The organism is Nocardioides sp. LML1-1-1.1, assembly GCF_040676175.1.
Classification (GTDB): Bacteria; Actinomycetota; Actinomycetes; order Propionibacteriales; family Nocardioidaceae; genus Nocardioides.
The window spans coordinates 437460-453982 of the sequence record NZ_JBEGHK010000002.1 but is presented as its reverse complement, the minus strand read 5'-3'; the positions used below and the strand labels follow the sequence as shown (position 1 = coordinate 453982).

Here is a 16523-nt window from a genome sequence, read left to right as displayed (position 1 = left end):
TTCAGCGAAAGCCGGGTTTACGTTCCCCGGCCGTTCACCTGAGTCCACCCGGCCGGTCTTCCACCGCGGTCACCGTTCCGGAGGTCGCGCTGCCCAGCGTGCCATCGCAACAGGCCCACTCGGGGTGCCACGACTGAGGACGACGTGTGACGAGCCTGCCCCTTTCGGATCCGAGCGCGCCCGAAGCCTCCCCGCGCCGGATCTCGCGGAGGCCGTCGGGTGGCGACGCGGTCTTCGTGAACCTCTTCCGCGTCGTCGGCGCCTCCATGCTGGTGATCACCGGTGGCGTCGGCATCTTCCTGGCCGCGCAGACGGTGCCGACCTTCCGCCACTACGGCATCCAGTTCCTCACCACCGCCCGGTGGCAGCCGGAGTTCGACCTGCTCGGCATCGCCGGCGTCCTGGTCGGCACCGTGACGATCGCGCTGCTCGCGATGTCGGCGGCCTTCCCGCTGGCGCTGCTGACCGCGCTGTTCATCACCGAGTACGCCCCGATGAAGACCAAGGGATTCCTGGTCTCCCTCGTCGACCTGATGGCGGCGGTGCCGTCGATCGTCTACGGCCTGTGGGGCTTCTTCCTGATGATGCCGCACGTCGCGGAGCTGTCGTACTGGTTGCAGCGCAACTTCGGCTGGGTCCCCTTCTTCGACGTCAGCGGCACCGATCCCGACAGCCCGGTCTGGCTGCCGTCGCGGTACGTCGCGAGCTCGCTCTGCGCGGCCGTGCCGGTCGCCATGATGGTGCTGCCGATGGCCTGCGCGATCATGCGGCAGGTCTTCTCGCAGACCCCGCCGGGGGAGCGCGAGGCCGCGCTGGCGCTCGGCGCGACCCGCTGGGGCGTGATCACCTCGGTGGTGCTGCCGTTCGGTCGCGGCGGCATCATCGGCGGCACGATGCTCGGCCTGGGCCGCGCGCTCGGTGAGACCATCGCGGTCGCGCTGATCATCTCCCCGGCCTTCGAGATCAAGTGGCACGTCCTGGAGGTCGGCGCGATCTCGGTCAGCTCGCTGATCGCGATCCAGTTCAGCGAGGCCAGCCCGTCGCAGCTCTCGGCCCTGCTGGCCGCCGGTTTCGTGCTCTTCCTGCTGACCCTGGTCGTCAACACCTGCGCGGCGATGATCGTCAACCGCAGCCGGTCCGGAGCGGACGCCGACGCATGAGCACCACGACGACGCACACGACCCACACCGGCACGACCGGCACGACGCACCTGCCCGTCCGCGACGACGACGCACCGCCCGCCGTACCGCGGCTGGCGATCGGCTCGCCCAACGCCGACGAGCTCTACGTCCGCGTCGGCGCCTGGGTCGCGGCCGCGGCCATCGCCTGGCTGATCACCCAGCGCTTCCTGCCGCTGGCGGGCGTGCCGTGGTTCGTCATCGTCCTCTTCGTCACCGGAGTGGCGATGACGGCGCTGCTGACCACGATGACCGGCACCTGGGTCGAGGTGAAGGACCGGGTCGCCGGCACGATCGTGACCGGCGCGGCCCTCCTCGTCGGCGCTGCGCTGGTCTCGACCATCGTGTTCGTGCTGCTCCGGGGCCGCCACGCGCTGCCGCACCCCAGCTTCTTCCTCGACGACATGGCCGGCGTCGACCCCAAGGCCGGCTTCGACCAGGGCGGGGTGGCGCACGCGATCACCGGCTCGCTCATCCAGCTCGGCATCGCCCTGCTCGTCACCCTCCCGCTCGGCATCGGCACGGCGGTCTTCATGACCGAGGTCGGCGGCCGGTTCGCCCGGATCGTGCGCACCGTCGTGGAGGCGATGACGGCGCTGCCCTCGATCGTTGCGGGCCTGTTCATCTACGCGGTGCTGATCCTCACCCTGGACGTCCCGCCGTCGGGTTTCGCTGCCGGCATGGCGATCTCGGTGATGATGCTGCCGATCATCGCCCGCGCCGCCGACGTGGTGCTGCGGGTCGTCCCGGGCACGCTGCGCGAGGCCAGCCTGGCGCTCGGCGCCAGCCGCTGGCGCACCGTGTGGCACGTCGTCCTGCCGACGGCCCGCCCCGGCCTCGCCACCGCGGTGATCCTCGGCGTGGCCCGCGGCATCGGCGAGACGAGCCCGGTGCTGCTCACCTCGGGTGCCGCCAACTTCATGGTGACCAACCCGTTCGGCGGGGCGATGAACTCGCTTCCGCTCTACATCTACAACGGCGCCCGCAGCGGCGAGCCGGCGCTCATCGACCGGGCCTTCGGGGCCGCGGCGGTGCTGATGCTGCTCGTGCTGGTGCTGTTCGTCATCGCCCGTCTCGTCGCCCGTCCCGCCGGCAACCGCACTGGCCCCGGCCTGCTCAAGCGGGCCTTCCGTGCCGCCACCGCACCCCTGACCAACCGGAGCAGCTCATGATGTCCGCCCGCCGCACGACGCTCGCGATCCTCGCCGCCGTCGGGCTCCTCACCGTCCTCTCCGGCCCGGCCGGGACCAGCGCGAGCGGCGCGCCCGGCCAGCGGGCCGCGGCGTACGCCACCATCGAGGGCAAGGGCTCGACCTGGTCCAAGCTGATGGTCGACAAGTGGATCGGCGACGTCGACAGCAAGGGCATCCGGGTCGTCTACAGCGGCGTCGGCTCCAGCGCCGGCCGCAAGGCCTTCGCCGACGGAACCGTCGACTACGCCATCTCCGAGATCCCCTACCAGGGCAACGACGAGAAGAGCGGCCAGGCCGACAAGAGCGACCGTCCCTACGCCTACCTGCCGATCGTCGCGGGCGGCACGTCGTTCACCTACCAGCTCAAGATCGGCACCCAGCAGGTCCGCAACCTGCGCCTGTCGGGGGAGACGATCACCAAGATCTTCACCAACCAGGTCACCAACTGGTCGGACCCGGCGATCAGCAAGGACAACAACGGGCGGAAGTTCCCGAGCATGCCGATCACGCCCGTGGTCCGCTCCGACGGCTCCGGCACCACGGCCCAGTTCACCCGCTGGATGGACGCGGAGTACCCCTCGATCTGGCGCCCCTACTTCGGCAAGTCCGGGCTCACGTCGTACTTCCCCAAGAAGGGCAGCCAGATCGCCCAGGCCGGCTCCGACCAGGTGATGAACACGATCAAGGGCTTCGCCGGCAACGGCAGCATCGGCTACGTCGAGTACGCCTACCCCAAGAGCGCCGGCTCGCCGGTGGTGAAGGTGCTCAACAAGGGTGGGTTCTACGTCGAGCCGACGACCTACAACGTCGCGGTGGCGCTCACGAAGGCCACCATCGACAAGACCACGCTGACCCAGCAGCTGGACGGGGTCTACCGCAACCCCGACCCGCGGGCCTACCCGCTGTCGTCGTACTCCTACATGATCATCCCGACCGGCGCCGCGGACCCGCGGATGTCGACCGCGAAGCGCCAGACGCTGGCGGACTTCCTCTACCACTCGCTGTGCCAGGGCCAGGGCGACGCCGGTGACTACGGCTACTCGCCGCTGACGCTCAACCTGGTCTCCGCCGGCTTCGACCAGGTCAAGAAGCTCAAGGCCGCCGACGGCGGCGTGGTGCTCACCAACCGCGACGTGAAGTCGTGCAACAACCCGACCTTCGACGGCAAGAACCTCTCCCACAACGTGCTGACCGACAAGGCGCCGCAGCCGGCCGCCTGCGACAAGGTCGGCCAGGGCCCCTGCACGACCGGCACCGGCACCGGCGCTCCGTCGACCGACGACAAGAACGGCCCCGGCACGTCGGGCGGCACCGGTGGTGGCGCGACCGGCGGCACCGGGACAGCCGGGACAGGCGGCCCGGCGACCGGCACCGCGCCGGTCGTCGACCCCGAGACCGGTGAGGTCGTCGCGGGCGGCGGGACGGCCACCGGGACCTCCGGCGAGCCGGCGTACGCCAACCCGCTGCTGGTCTCCGACCGGCCCGCGGACAGCCGCACCTTCGGCTGGCTCGCGGTGATCGAGCTGATCGCCCTCGTGGTCCTGCCCGGGCTCTTCGTGTCCGTCCTGCGCCGACGCCGCGCGGCCGGAGCGGCCCGATGAGCGCCCGCCGCCGGGTCCTTGGCGTGCTCGCCGGCGCCGCGGTCGCGCTCGCCGTGCTGCCGGGCGCGCCCTCCGCCGAGGCCGGCGCGACGCCGTCGACCTCCGTCGCCGCCGCGGCCGGTGGTGCCTACAGCCGGACCAAGACGGTGACCCGCGACGTGCTCGACGTCAACGGCAACCCCGACGCCGGGCTGTCCTCGTCGTACGCCATGACGGTGAAGGCGGACCGCACCACCGACCTGCGCGGCCGCGAGCGGGTGCACCTCTCCTGGAGCGGCGCCCGGCCCAGCGCCGGCCGCGCCAGCAACCCGTACGGCGAGAAGGGGCTCCAGCAGGAGTACCCCGTCGTGGTCATGCAGTGCCGCGGGCGCGACGACGCCGACCTGCCGCTCAAGGACCGGGTCCGCCCGGAGACCTGCTGGACCTCCTCGGTCGCGCAGCGCAGCCAGCGGCTGACCTCGCGCGCGGAGTCGACCTGGCTCGCCGACCGGTACGCCGACCCGGCGAACCGGCAGCCGCTGTCCGGCATCGACCCCTTCCCCTCCGCGGACTGCAAGGGCCTCGACGTACCGGTCGCCAACAGCCACCTCACCGCCTTCGTCGCCAAGAACGGCAAGTCCTACCCGGCCTGCGCCGCGGACAAAATGCCGCCGGAGGCGGCGGTCGACGCGGCCTTCCCGCCGTCGGAGCTGGCCGCGTTCACCGACCTCCAGGGCAACGGCTCGGTCCAGTTCGAGGTGCGCTCCGAGGTCGAGAACGAGTCGCTCGGCTGCTCCTACGAGGTCGCCTGCTCGATCGTCGTCGTGCCGATCCTCGGGATCAGCTGCGACAAGCCGGCCGGCACCACGCTGACCTCGCTGGACCGCGCCTGCCGCAAGAGCGGCCGGATGCCCGCGGGCTCCAGCAACTTCGCCGAGGAGGGCGTCGACCAGGCCGTCTCGCCCGCGCTGTGGTGGTCGGAGTCGAACTGGCGCAACCGGTTCAGCATCCCGGTCACCTTCGGCCTCCCGGCCGGCGTGTGCGACGTGCTCGACCCGCGCGCGCCCACCAAGTTCTTCGGCTCCGAGCTGATGGCCCAGGCCGCGCTCCAGTGGGCGCCGGCGTACTGCCTGCGCCAGGACCGGTTCAACTTCGCGCTCAGCCAGATGCCCGACAACGCGGGCTGGGAGAACATGGAGAACGACTCCGGGCCCGCCGCGTTCGTCTCCTCCGAGCACGCGCAGCAGGGCCCCGACCCGGTCGGCTACGCGCCGACGGCGATCACCGGCTTCAGCGTGGGCTACACGATCGACCGGCCGGACAACGGCGGCGACTACGACCGGCTGCGGCTCAACGCGCGGCTGCTCGCCAAGCTGCTCACCCAGAGCTACCTGGGCTCCGACCTCGGACGCGGGCACCCCGGGATGTCCGGCAACCCGCTGGCGCTGATGGCCGACCCGGAGTTCATCGCGCTCAACAAGGGCCTGAGCCGCAACGAGCAGGAGGCCGGCGCGACCCTGCTGTCGCTGTCGGTCTCCTCGGACCTGATCCGCCAGATCACGTCGTACATCGCCCAGGACGCCGACGCGATGGACTTCGTGGCCGGCAAGCCGGACCCCTGGGGGATGAAGATCAACCCGTCGTACCAGGGCCTGGACCTGCCGCGCGACGAGTGGCCGCTGCTCGACACCTTCATCCCGCAGACGCAGAGCGACTGCATGAAGCAGAACCCGACGGTCTACTTCACCCAGCTCGCCTCGCCGGTCTCCAACCTGCGCACCATCGCCGACGCGATCATCGACTCCTGGCCCAACGTGCAGACCCGCTGCGACTACGACACCGCGACGAAGACCTACAAGCTGGGCCGCAAGGACCGCCAGAACTACGGCACCCGCTTCATGCTCGGCCTGGTCAGCCTCGGTGACGCCGACCGGTTCGGCATGCGCTCGGCCGCGCTGCAGACGACGCCCGGCCGGTACGTCGCCCCGAGCCAGGGCACGCTGGCGAAGGCCGTCTCGCTGATGCGCCAGGGTGGGAGGTACCAGCCCTTCGCGGTCTCCCAGAAGGACGTGGTCGCCGCCGGCACCGCCTACCCGGGCACGATGGTCGTCTACACGACCGCGCGGATGCGCAACCTGGACAAGACCCAGGCCCGCCAGGTCGCGGACTTCATCCGGATCGCGACGTCCGAGGGCCAGGTGCCCGGTCGCGGCAACGGCGACCTGCCGGGCGGCTACCTCCCGCTGCGCAAGACCGGCGTGACCGCGCCGCTGTGGCGCGCGGCCCAGGAGACCGCTGCCGCCATCCAGGCGCAGAAGGTGCCCGGCACCGCGAAGCCCCCGACCACGACGCCGGGCGGTGCGAAGAACCCGAGCACCGGTACGCCGCCCGCGGGTGCCGCGGGAGAGGCGCCGGCCGCCGGCGGCGACCCGGCCAAGACCCCGGCCGGCACGCCGGCCACCACCGACGAGCTGGTCCCGACCGCGGCGACCTCGCGCACGAGGTCGACGCTCGGCAACGCCCTGCTGCCCGCCCTGTTCGTGGTGGGCGCGCTCGCCATCGCCAGCTCGGTCGTGTCCCAGCTCGTCGGCCGCCGACGAGGTGCCTGATGACCGCGACCGTGACGCCCCCGGAGACCCCGGAGGAGACGAGCCCGCGCCGGGCCCGGCCCGCTCGCCGGGCCGAGCGCCCGCCGCGGGCGCCGCGAGCCCCCCGCCCGCCGGTCCAGGGCACGGCCGCGATGTGGTCGAGCGTCTCCACGATGATCGCGCTGCTGTGCGTGTGGGCACTGCTGCACGTGCTCGTGCTCGCGCAGGTCTCGCACGCGCGCGCCCAGGACCTGCTCTTCCGGGAGTTCCGGGTGCAGCTGGCCGCGGCGACGGCGCCGATCGACGGCAGCGCCGAGCCCGGCTCGCCGGTGGCGATCCTGCGCATCCCCCGCCTGGACCTGGAGCAGGTCGTCGTCGAGGGCACCGCGCCCGGTGACCTGTTCGCCGGCCCCGGGCACCGCCGCAACACCGTGCTTCCGGGCCAGGTCGGCACGTCCTTCGTCTACGGCCGCGCAGCGACCTACGGCGCACCCTTCGGCCACCTCGACGAGCTGAAGCCGGGGGACCGGGTCGAGGTCACCATGGGCCAGGGCGAGGTGGACTTCACCGTGCTCGGGCTGCGCCGCTCCGGCGACCCACGCCCCCAGCCGGCGAAGGCCGGCGCCGCCCGGCTCACCCTGGTGAGCGCCGAGGGCGCGGGCCGGCTGTCGGGGCTGCGTCCCGGCGAGGCGATCTACGTCGACGCGGAGGCCTCGAAGGGCTTCGCCTCGGCGGGCGGCACCACCTCCGCCGTACCGGAGTCCGAGGAGGTGATGGCGCGCGGCGTGGAGTCGCTGCCGTCGGTCTGCCTCGGCCTCCTCCTCCTGATCGTGCTGACGCTCGGCGTCATCGCGGCGCGGCTGCGGTGGTCGGTCGGCCTGGTGTGGGTGGTCGCCGCACCGGTCGCGATCGCGCTCGCGTGGTTCACCACGGACGCCGCCATGCGGCTGATCCCCAACCTGATCTGACCGACCGCTCCACCGCACCACCCATCCCGAGAAGCACCCAACATCCCGAGGAAGAGAAAAAGATGTCTGTACGCAGAACTGTCGCGGGCGCCCTCACCGGCGCGCTCGTGACGAGCGCGCTGCTCGCGGCGAACGCGCCCTCCGCGCACGCCGCGGACCCGGACGACACCACCTTCACCCCCGTGGCCGCCGACCTGATCGGTGTGGGTTCGGACACGAGCCAGCACGCCGTGTGGAAGCTGGCCAACGCCTGGAACGCCACGAACCCGGCGTTCAAGGTCGCGACCTACGCCGCGACCGGTGGCGGCAACATCACCCTGCCGGGTGGGTCGATCGCGCGGCCGAACGGTTCGGGTGCGGGCAAGAACCTGCTGCACGCGGGCACGAACAACGTCGACGTGGACTTCGCGCGGTCGTCGAGCTCGTTGAACGACGGGGAGAAGTCCGACGGTCTGCAGCAGTTCCCGTTCGCGGTGGACGAGCTGTCGATGGCGGTCTCGAAGAACGTCGTCTCGAACGCTCCGGCGACGTTGACGCCTGCTCAGATCGTGGGGATCTACAAGGGCGACATCACGAACTGGTCCGCGGTCGGCGGTGCGCCGGGTGTGATCGCGCCGAAGATCCCGCAGGGTGGCTCGGGCACGCGGTCGTTCTTCGTGGCGCAGCTGAAGGCGATGAACGGTGGCACCGACGTGTCGCTGGCTGCGTCGGTGGCCGAGGTGCAGGAGCACGACGACACCGCGATCAAGAACGACGCGAACGCGATCGCGCCGTTCTCGGTGGGTCGTGCCTCGCTGCTGGGTGACACGCTGCGGATCGAGGGTGGCTGGACCGCGCAGCGCGCGCTCTACAACGTCGTCCGCGGCGCCGACGTCGCGGACGCCAAGGTGCAGGCGGTCTTCGGCCCGGCGGGCTTCTTCTGCTCCGACGACGCGCGGGCGCTGATCCGGGACGCGGGCTTCAAGCAGCTCGCGACCGACGCCGACGGCGGCGTCTGCGGCGAGCAGACCCAGAACCCGACCAGCGACTTCACGGTCAACCCGGGCAACGCCGACGACACCGACTTCACGCCGGCCTCCGCCGACCTGATCGGTGTGGGTTCGGACACGAGCCAGCACGCCGTGTGGGCACTGGCGAACGCGTGGAACGCCACGACCCCGGCCCCGGCGTTCAAGATCTCCTCCTTCGCCGCGACCGGTGGCGGCAACATCACCCTGCCGGGTGGGTCGATCGCGCGGCCGAACGGTTCGGGTGCGGGCAAGAACCTGCTGCACGCGGGCACGAACAACGTCGACGTGGACTTCGCGCGGTCGTCGAGCTCGTTGAACGACGGGGAGAAGTCCGACGGTCTGCAGCAGTTCCCGTTCGCGGTGGACGAGCTGTCGATGGCGGTCTCGAAGAACGTCGTCTCGAACGCTCCGGCGACGTTGACGCCTGCTCAGATCGTGGGGATCTACAAGGGCGACATCACGAACTGGTCCGCGGTCGGCGGTGCGCCGGGTGTGATCGCGCCGAAGATCCCGCAGGGTGGCTCGGGGACGCGGTCGTTCTTCGTGGCGCAGCTGAAGGCGATGAACGGTGGCACCGACGTGTCGCTGGCTGCGTCGGTGGCCGAGGTGCAGGAGCACGACGACACCGCGATCAAGAACGACGCGAACGCGATCGCGCCGTTCTCGGTGGGTCGTGCCTCGCTGCTGGGTGACACGCTGCGGATCGAGGGTGGCTGGACCGCGCAGCGCGCGCTCTACAACGTCGTCCGCGGCGCCGACGTCGCGGACGCCAAGGTTCAGGCGGTCTTCGGCCCGGCGGGCTTCTTCTGCTCCGACACCGCGCGTGCCTCCATCGAGGCGGCCGGCTTCAAGCAGCTCGACGTCGAGGCCGACGGCGGTGTCTGCGGCGAGCAGACGCAGAACCCGACCACCAACTTCACCTACAACGGTCACGAGAACGCCGCGGTCACCACCTCGACCACGCTCGAGGCCAGCAGCACGACCCCGGGCCAGGTGGTCCTGACCGCGACCGTGTCGTCCGACCCGGCCGCCCAGGGCACGTTCACCTTCAAGGAGGGCAGCACCGTCCTGCAGACCGGGGTCGCGCTGACCAACGGCCAGGCCACCAAGACGCTGACCGGCGTCACGGGCGGCGCGCACACCTACACCGCGCTGTTCGTCCCGGCCGACGGCTTCGCCGCCTCCGAGGACGACGCCACGGTGTCCGTCACCGCCGCCGCCACCGCGACCTCGGTCAACACCTTCGCCACGAGCACCACGGCCCGCCGGGTCACGCTCAAGGCGACGGTGGCCCCGGCCGGTGCCGCCGGCACGGTCACCTTCCGCGACGGCGCCACCGTCGTCGCCTCGGGCGTCCCGGTCTCCGGTGGTGTCGCCACCCGGGTGATCAGCGCCGCGCCGGGCACGCACCGGTACGCCGCGCAGTTCGTCCCGACCAGCGCCGCCGCCTTCAAGGCCGCGACCGACGCCACCCCGGCGGTCGTCGCGGTCAAGACCACCGCGGGCATCACCGAGTCCTTCCCGGCCACGGTCGCCAAGGGCAAGCGCGCCCGCGGCGCGGTCGCCGTCACCCTCGTGGGGACGACGGCCAAGGCCACCGGCAAGGTCGTCGTGAAGCTCGGCACCAAGATCGTCGGCCAGGGCACCCTGGTCGGCGGCAAGGCGACCTTCACCCTGGCGAAGCTGCCCAAGGGCAAGAAGACGCTCGTCATCACCTGGGCGGGCAACACGCTCGCCCCGAAGGCCACCAAGGCCTTCGTCATCACCCAGAAGTGACCCCCGGGACCCGGGCGGCCGTCGTACGGCGGCCGCCCGGGCTCCGCCCTGGACCATCCGAAGGACATCGCATGACCCTCCCGCCGCCCCCGCCGGGCCACGACTCGCTGACGGCCGACACGGACACCCTGCCGCCGGTTCCCCGGCTCGACCCGGCGACCTCGATCGACGTAGCGCCGCCGGGGTCGCTGGCCGAGCTGCAGGCGCGGGAGATCACCGCCTGGTTCGGCACCCACAAGGTGCTCGACCGGGTCTCGCTGACCATGCCCGCCGGTGGGATCACCGCCCTGATCGGCCCCTCCGGCTGCGGCAAGTCCACCTTCCTGCGGATCCTCAACCGCATGCACGAGCTGGTGCCCTCGGCCCGGCTCGCCGGTGAGGTGCTGCTCGACGGCGAGGACATCTACGACCCCGGCAAGCGGCTCATCGACGCCCGCCGCTCGATCGGCATGGTGTTCCAGAAGCCCAACCCGTTCCCCGCGATGTCCATCCGCGAGAACGTGCTCGCCGGCCTCAAGCTCACCGGCACCCGGATGCAGAAGGGCGACAAGGAGCTCCTCGTCGAGTCCTGCCTGACCAAGGGCGGGCTCTGGAACGAGGTCAAGGACCGCCTCGACGCCCCCGGCGGCGGCCTGTCCGGTGGTCAGCAGCAGCGGCTGTGCATCGCCCGCTCGCTGGCGATCCGCCCGCGGGTGCTGCTCATGGACGAGCCCTGCTCGGCCCTCGACCCCACCTCGACCCGGGTGATCGAGGAGACGATGCTGGAGCTCGCGCGCGAGGTCACCATCGTGATCGTCACCCACAACATGCAGCAGGCCGCGCGCGTCTCCGGCCAGTGCGCCTTCTTCCTCGCCTCGCAGGGCACCCCGGGCGTGATCGTCGAGCACGGCGACACCACCGCGATGTTCCAGAGCCCGCAGGACCAGCGGACCTACGACTACGTCAACGGCCGGTTCGGCTGAGCTCGGCCAGCTCGGCGGCCGAGAACGCCCCGCCGGCGACCATGGTGCGGAAGTAGACCGGGCCGAACACGCGCTCCAGGAAGAGGCGCGAGTCCGTCCCCGCGGTCAGCTCGCCGCGCTCGACCGCGCGCTCGACGACCACCGCGGCGTCACTGAGCTGCCGGTCCCAGAAGTCCCGGCGCAGCCGGTCGACCTCCGGGTCGTCATCGGCGAGAGTCACCACCGCACGGAGCACGGCGCGCACCGGCGCCTGCTCCAGAACGGTCACCACCTGGTCGAGCATCGCGGCGAGGTCGGTGTCGAGGGCGCCCGTGTCCGGGGTCGGCACCTGCTCGTCGGCGAGGTCGGTCAGCAGGTCGGCGACCAGCTGCGGCTTGGTCGCCCAGCGGCGGTAGACGGTCGTCTTGTGCACCCCGGAGCGGTCCGCGACGTCGGTGAGCTGGAGGCGCTCGTAGCCCAGCTCGCCGAGCAGGTCCAGGGTCGCCTGCCGGACCCGCTCCCGCACGGCGGCCGATCGCCCGCCGGGTCGTCGTCGTGCCTCGCTCACGCGGACAGTGTGGCGCACCCTTGACGACGGTGCCCGATACGTCCATCCTTAAAGCAACCACAGTTGCTATAAGGAAGAGATCATGATCGCTCGCCGCAGGTTCCTCACCACCGTCCCCGCTCTGGCGGCCTCCACCGGCTTGGGCGGCCTCGGGACGCCGTCGGCGGACGCCGCGACGAACCGCCCGGTGCTGACGACGTACGTCGGCGACCGTCGGGTCGCGCGTGAGGCGGTGCTGCAGTGGGAGGCCCGGCGGGTGCGGGTGGCCGCCCAACGGCTCGGGCACCACCTGCCCGCCGCGCTGCTCGCCGAGCTGGACGCACTGCTGCGCCGCCCGGCGCTGCGCACCGCCGACCTCCCGCGGGACCGAGCTCTTCTCGCCGCCGTGAAGCAGGAGATGGGCGAACGACGGATCCGCCGCCTGCTCGCCCCGGACCTGACCCTCTCGACGCCCGCGAGCCGGCTCACCGGAGGCCTGGGCGCCTGGACGCGGAGCCGCACCCGGATCGTCAGCAGCCAGGGGAGCGCCCGGGCCTTCGTCGACTGGTTCGTCGCCCGCGGCGACACCAACGAGGAGGCGACGCTGCTGGCCGCCTGCCCGGACCACTACCTGCTCCGCAGCCCCCACCCTGGAGTGCAGGAGGTGATCGAGGTCACCGGCGGTGCGGTGCTGGCTTCGCGCTTCCTCATCGACTACGCCGACCGGGCCGAGGTGCCGGTCCCGCGGGACGCCGAGTGCCCGATCGAGCTGGCGGGCTGGGCGACCACCGAGGACGGTCACCGGATCGGGGCGGTCCGCCACCAGTTCCGCGACGTACCGGGCGGGGGATTCGAGGCACGGCTGGCGATCGCCTTCCCGTCCACCCTGCCGCCGTGGATGATCACCGAGCACCGCTGGCACCTCGCGTGCGAGTTCTCGAACTGGATCGGCGCCCACCTCGCCGGCCGCCGCGGCTGACCGGTCTGGTCCGGTGCACGCCGGACGCGTGCACGCCTGCAGGAAGGTCGGGGTGCCGCCGGCGTCAGGAACGGAGCGGTGTCGGCGGCACTCAGTACGCTGGGAGCACACCCCCGGTCCTCACCGACCGGGGGCGCTCGTGCTGTCCCACCCCCGGAAGTGAGCTCCCGTGCACCTCGCCGGCATCGCCGACGCCGTCCTCGCCGACCCTGCCCTCGCCGCCACGCTGGCCGAGGCGACCCAGGCGACCCAGGCGCACCAGCCGACCGGTGAGCTGACCGGGCCGGAGGCGCTGCGCCCGTTCCTGGTGGCGGGTCTGGCCCGCTCGGGGCGCACCGTGCTGGTGGTGACCGCGACGACCCGCGAGGCCGAGCAGCTGGTGGCCGAGGTGGGCGACCTGGTCGACCCGGGCGGGGTGGCCTACTACCCGAGCTGGGAGACGTTGCCGCACGAGCGGCTGAGCCCGCGCAGCGACACCGTCGGGCGGCGGCTCGCGGTGCTGCGGCGGTTGTGCCACCCGGTGGTCTCGACAGGCTCGACCAACGGCTCGACCAACGGCTCGACCAACGGCTCGAACGACGGCCCGGAGACCGGTCCGGTCCGGGTCCTCGTCGCCCCGGTGCGCTCGGTCCTGCAGCCCCAGGTCAAGGGGCTGGGTGACCTGACGCCGGTGGAGCTCACGGTCGGCGACAGCGTGGAGATCGACGACCTGGTGGCGGGGCTCGCCGGGGCGGCGTACTCCCGGGTCGACCTGGTCGAGAAGCGCGGCGAGTTCGCGGTCCGCGGCGGCATCGTGGACGTCTTCCCACCGACGGAGGAGCACCCTCTGCGGTTGGAGCTCTTCGGCGACGAGGTCGACGAGATCCGCTCGTTCGCGGTGGCCGACCAGCGCACGATCGAGAAGGTCGACCGGCTCTGGGCGCCCCCGTGCCGCGAGCTGCTGCTCACCGACGAGGTGCGCGCCCGTGCGGCCGAGCTGGGCCGCACCCATCCGCAGCTGCTGGAGATCACCGACAAGCTCAGCAACGGCATCGCCGTGGAGGGCATGGAGGCGCTGATCCCGGCGCTCGTCGACGAGCTGGAGCTGCTCGTCGACCTGCTCCCGAAGGACACCCAGGTGCTGGTGCTCGACCCGGAGCGCGCCCGCGCCCGGGCGCACGACCTGGTGGCCACGAGCGAGGAGTTCCTGGCGGCGTCGTGGGCGACCGCGGCGAGCGGAGGCCAGGCGCCGATCGACCTGCAGGCCGCGTCGTACCACGCCCTGGGGGACGTGCGGGAGCACGCGCGCGGGCGCGGCCAGAGCTGGTGGACGTTCAGCCCGTTCGGCCTGGACGAGGGTCTCGACAAGCTCGACCAGCGGGCGGCCGCCCAGCCCGCGCCGTCGTACCGAGGCGACGTGGCGAAGGCCTTCGAGGACATCGCCGGCTGGCACCGCGACGGCCACCGGGTCACCGTCGTGCACGCCGGCCACGGTCCCGCGCAGCGCATGGTCGAGGCGCTGGGGGAGCAGGACGTCCCGGCGCGCCTCGTCGAGGAGGTCCCGGCGGGCGCCACGCTCGACCCGGCGGTCGTCACGGTCACCTGCGGCGCGCTCGCGCACGGTCTCGTCGACGCGCGGCAGGGGTTGGTCGTGCTCACCGGCGAGGACGTCGTGGGCGCCAAGGCCAACACCCGCGACAAGGGCGCGATGCCGGTGCGCCGCAAGCGGCAGATCGACCCGCTGGAGCTCAAGGCGGGTGACTTCGTCGTGCACGAGCAGCACGGCGTGGGCCGGTTCGTGGAGATGAAGCAGCGCGAGGTGCAGGGGGCGGTGCGGGAGTACCTCGTGCTGGAGTACGGCCCCTCCAAGCGCGGCGGCCCGCCGGACCGGCTGTTCGTGCCGGCCGACACCCTCGACCAGGTCACCCGCTACGTCGGCGGCGAGCAGCCCAGCCTCGACCGGCTCGGTGGCGGCGACTGGACCAAGCGCAAGAACAAGGCGCGGCGGGCGGTCCGCGAGATCGCGGCCGAGCTGATCAAGCTGTACGCCGCGCGCCAGGCCACCCAGGGCCACGCCTTCGGCCCCGACAGCCCATGGCAGCGCGAGCTCGAGGACGCCTTCCCGTTCCACGAGACCCCCGACCAGCTCACCACGGTCGACGAGGTCAAGCGCGACATGGAGCGCACCGTGCCGATGGACCGACTGGTGTGCGGCGACGTCGGCTACGGCAAGACCGAGATCGCGGTGCGCGCGGCGTTCAAGGCCGTGCAGGACGGCAAGCAGGTGGCGGTGCTGGTGCCGACGACGCTTCTCGTCAACCAGCACCTCGCGACGTTCAGCGAGCGGATGAGCGGCTTCCCGGTCAACCTCAAGCCGCTGAGCCGCTTCCAGACCGACAAGGAGGCCGCCGAGACCGTGGCCGGTCTCGCCGACGGCACGGTCGACGTGGTCGTGGGCACGCACCGGCTCTTCAACGCGGACACGAGGTTCAAGGACCTCGGCCTGATCATCGTCGACGAGGAGCAGCGCTTCGGCGTGGAGCACAAGGAGGCGATGAAGCGGCTGCGCACCTCCGTCGACGTGCTGTCGATGTCCGCGACGCCGATCCCGCGCACCCTGGAGATGGCGATCACCGGCATCCGCGAGATGTCGACGATCACCACGCCGCCGGAGGAGCGCCACCCCGTGCTGACCTACGTCGGCGGCTACGAGGACCGCCAGGTCGTCGCCGCCGTACGACGCGAGCTGCTCCGTGACGGCCAGGTGTTCTACATCCACAACCGGGTCAGCTCGATCGAGAAGGCTGCGGCGCGGATCCGCGAGCTGGTGCCCGAGGCGCGGGTGGCCACGGCGCACGGCCAGATGGGCGAGCAGCAGCTGGAGCAGGTGATGCTCGACTTCTGGGAGAAGCGCTTCGACGTGCTCGTCTGCACGACGATCGTGGAGTCCGGCATCGACGTCTCCAACGCCAACACGATGATCATCGAGCGCTCCGACACCCTCGGCCTCAGCCAGCTCCACCAGCTGCGTGGCCGGGTCGGCCGCTCGCGCGAGCGGGCCTACGCCTACTTCCTCTACCCGACGGAGAAGCCGCTCACCGAGACCGCGCACGAGCGGCTCGCGACGCTGGCCCAGCACTCCGACCTCGGCGGCGGCATGGCGATCGCGATGAAGGACCTGGAGATCCGCGGCGCGGGCAACCTGCTCGGCGGCGAGCAGTCCGGCCACATCGCCGACGTCGGCTTCGACCTCTACGTCCGCCTCGTCGGTGAGGCGGTCCGCGACTTCCGCGACGACGGCGGCGCCCCCGAGCAGCTGGAGGAGGTCCGCATCGAGCTGCCGGTCGAGGCCCACCTGCCGCACGACTACATCCCCAGCGAGCGGCTGCGCCTGGAGATGTACAAGCGCCTGGCCGAGGTCCGCACCGACGCCGACGTGGACGAGATCGTCGCCGAGCTCGACGACCGCTACGGCGAGCCGCCCGAGCAGGTCACCGCGCTGCTGCTGGTCGCCCGCTTCCGGGCCCGGGTGCGCGCGGCGGGCGTCAAGGAGATCACCACGGTCGGCAAGAACGTCCGGTTCCACCCGGTGGTGCTGCCGGAGTCGCGGCAGGTCCGGCTCGACCGGCTCTACCCGAAGTCGATCGTCAAGCACCAGCTCGAGTCGGTGCTGGTGCCCCGTCCCGGCACTCCGGGACGGACGGGAACGCCCCTGGAGGGGATCGCCCTGCTTGAATGGGCGCGACTCGTCCTCGACTCGGTCATCGACCCCAAGGAGTAGGCA

10 protein-coding genes are annotated in these 16523 nt (G+C 72.0%); 9 read left to right on the top strand and 1 reads right to left on the bottom strand.

Annotation, left to right across the window (positions count from 1 at the left end):
* The first annotated feature begins 236 nt into the window (after positions 1-236).
* The 7 genes from pstC (at position 237) to MRBLML1_RS08830 (ending at position 11255) form a co-directional block, all read left to right on the top strand.
* Positions 237-1160, top strand: a complete 924-nt coding sequence (gene pstC, locus MRBLML1_RS08860) for a phosphate ABC transporter permease subunit PstC (RefSeq protein ID WP_364514425.1) — start codon at positions 237-239, stop codon at positions 1158-1160.
* Positions 1157-2350 carry a phosphate ABC transporter permease PstA gene (gene pstA / locus MRBLML1_RS08855; protein WP_364514422.1) on the top strand — a complete coding sequence of 398 codons (1194 nt, stop codon included), beginning with the start codon at positions 1157-1159 and terminating at the stop codon, positions 2348-2350. Before pstC ends, pstA begins: the two co-directional genes overlap by 4 nt.
* On the top strand, positions 2350-3972 hold the full coding sequence (locus MRBLML1_RS08850) for a phosphate ABC transporter substrate-binding protein PstS (RefSeq protein WP_364514419.1): 1623 nt from the start codon (positions 2350-2352) through the stop codon (positions 3970-3972). Before pstA ends, MRBLML1_RS08850 begins: the two co-directional genes overlap by 1 nt.
* Entirely contained in the window at positions 3969-6560 is a 2592-nt protein-coding gene (locus MRBLML1_RS08845; RefSeq protein ID WP_364514417.1) for a hypothetical protein, read from the top strand. Before MRBLML1_RS08850 ends, MRBLML1_RS08845 begins: the two co-directional genes overlap by 4 nt.
* Positions 6560-7507, top strand: a complete 948-nt coding sequence (locus MRBLML1_RS08840) for a class E sortase (RefSeq protein WP_364514414.1) — start codon at positions 6560-6562, stop codon at positions 7505-7507. The genes MRBLML1_RS08845 and MRBLML1_RS08840 overlap by 1 nt, the downstream gene beginning before the upstream one ends.
* 62 nt (positions 7508-7569) lie before the next feature.
* The gene (locus tag MRBLML1_RS08835; RefSeq protein ID WP_364514412.1) at positions 7570-10293 is read left to right on the top strand and encodes a substrate-binding domain-containing protein; all 2724 of its coding nucleotides are present in this window, start codon (positions 7570-7572) and stop codon (positions 10291-10293) included.
* Between the two features lie 71 nt (positions 10294-10364).
* Entirely contained in the window at positions 10365-11255 is an 891-nt protein-coding gene (locus MRBLML1_RS08830) for a phosphate ABC transporter ATP-binding protein (RefSeq protein WP_364514409.1), read from the top strand.
* On the opposite strand, the gene MRBLML1_RS08825 is transcribed toward MRBLML1_RS08830, so the two are convergent.
* A complete protein-coding gene (locus tag MRBLML1_RS08825) occupies positions 11236-11802 on the bottom strand; it encodes a TetR/AcrR family transcriptional regulator (RefSeq protein ID WP_364514407.1) in 567 nt (188 codons plus the stop codon). The two genes, MRBLML1_RS08830 and MRBLML1_RS08825, sit on opposite strands and share 20 nt — an antisense overlap.
* Before the next feature lie 82 nt (positions 11803-11884).
* Between MRBLML1_RS08825 and MRBLML1_RS08820 the strand changes: the two genes are divergently transcribed.
* Positions 11885-12760, top strand: a complete 876-nt coding sequence (locus MRBLML1_RS08820) for a hypothetical protein (protein WP_364514404.1) — start codon at positions 11885-11887, stop codon at positions 12758-12760.
* Positions 12761-12929: 169 nt separating this feature from the next.
* Positions 12930-16520 carry a transcription-repair coupling factor gene (gene mfd / locus MRBLML1_RS08815; protein WP_364514401.1) on the top strand — a complete coding sequence of 1197 codons (3591 nt, stop codon included), beginning with the start codon at positions 12930-12932 and terminating at the stop codon, positions 16518-16520.
* Positions 16521-16523: the final 3 nt, after the last annotated feature.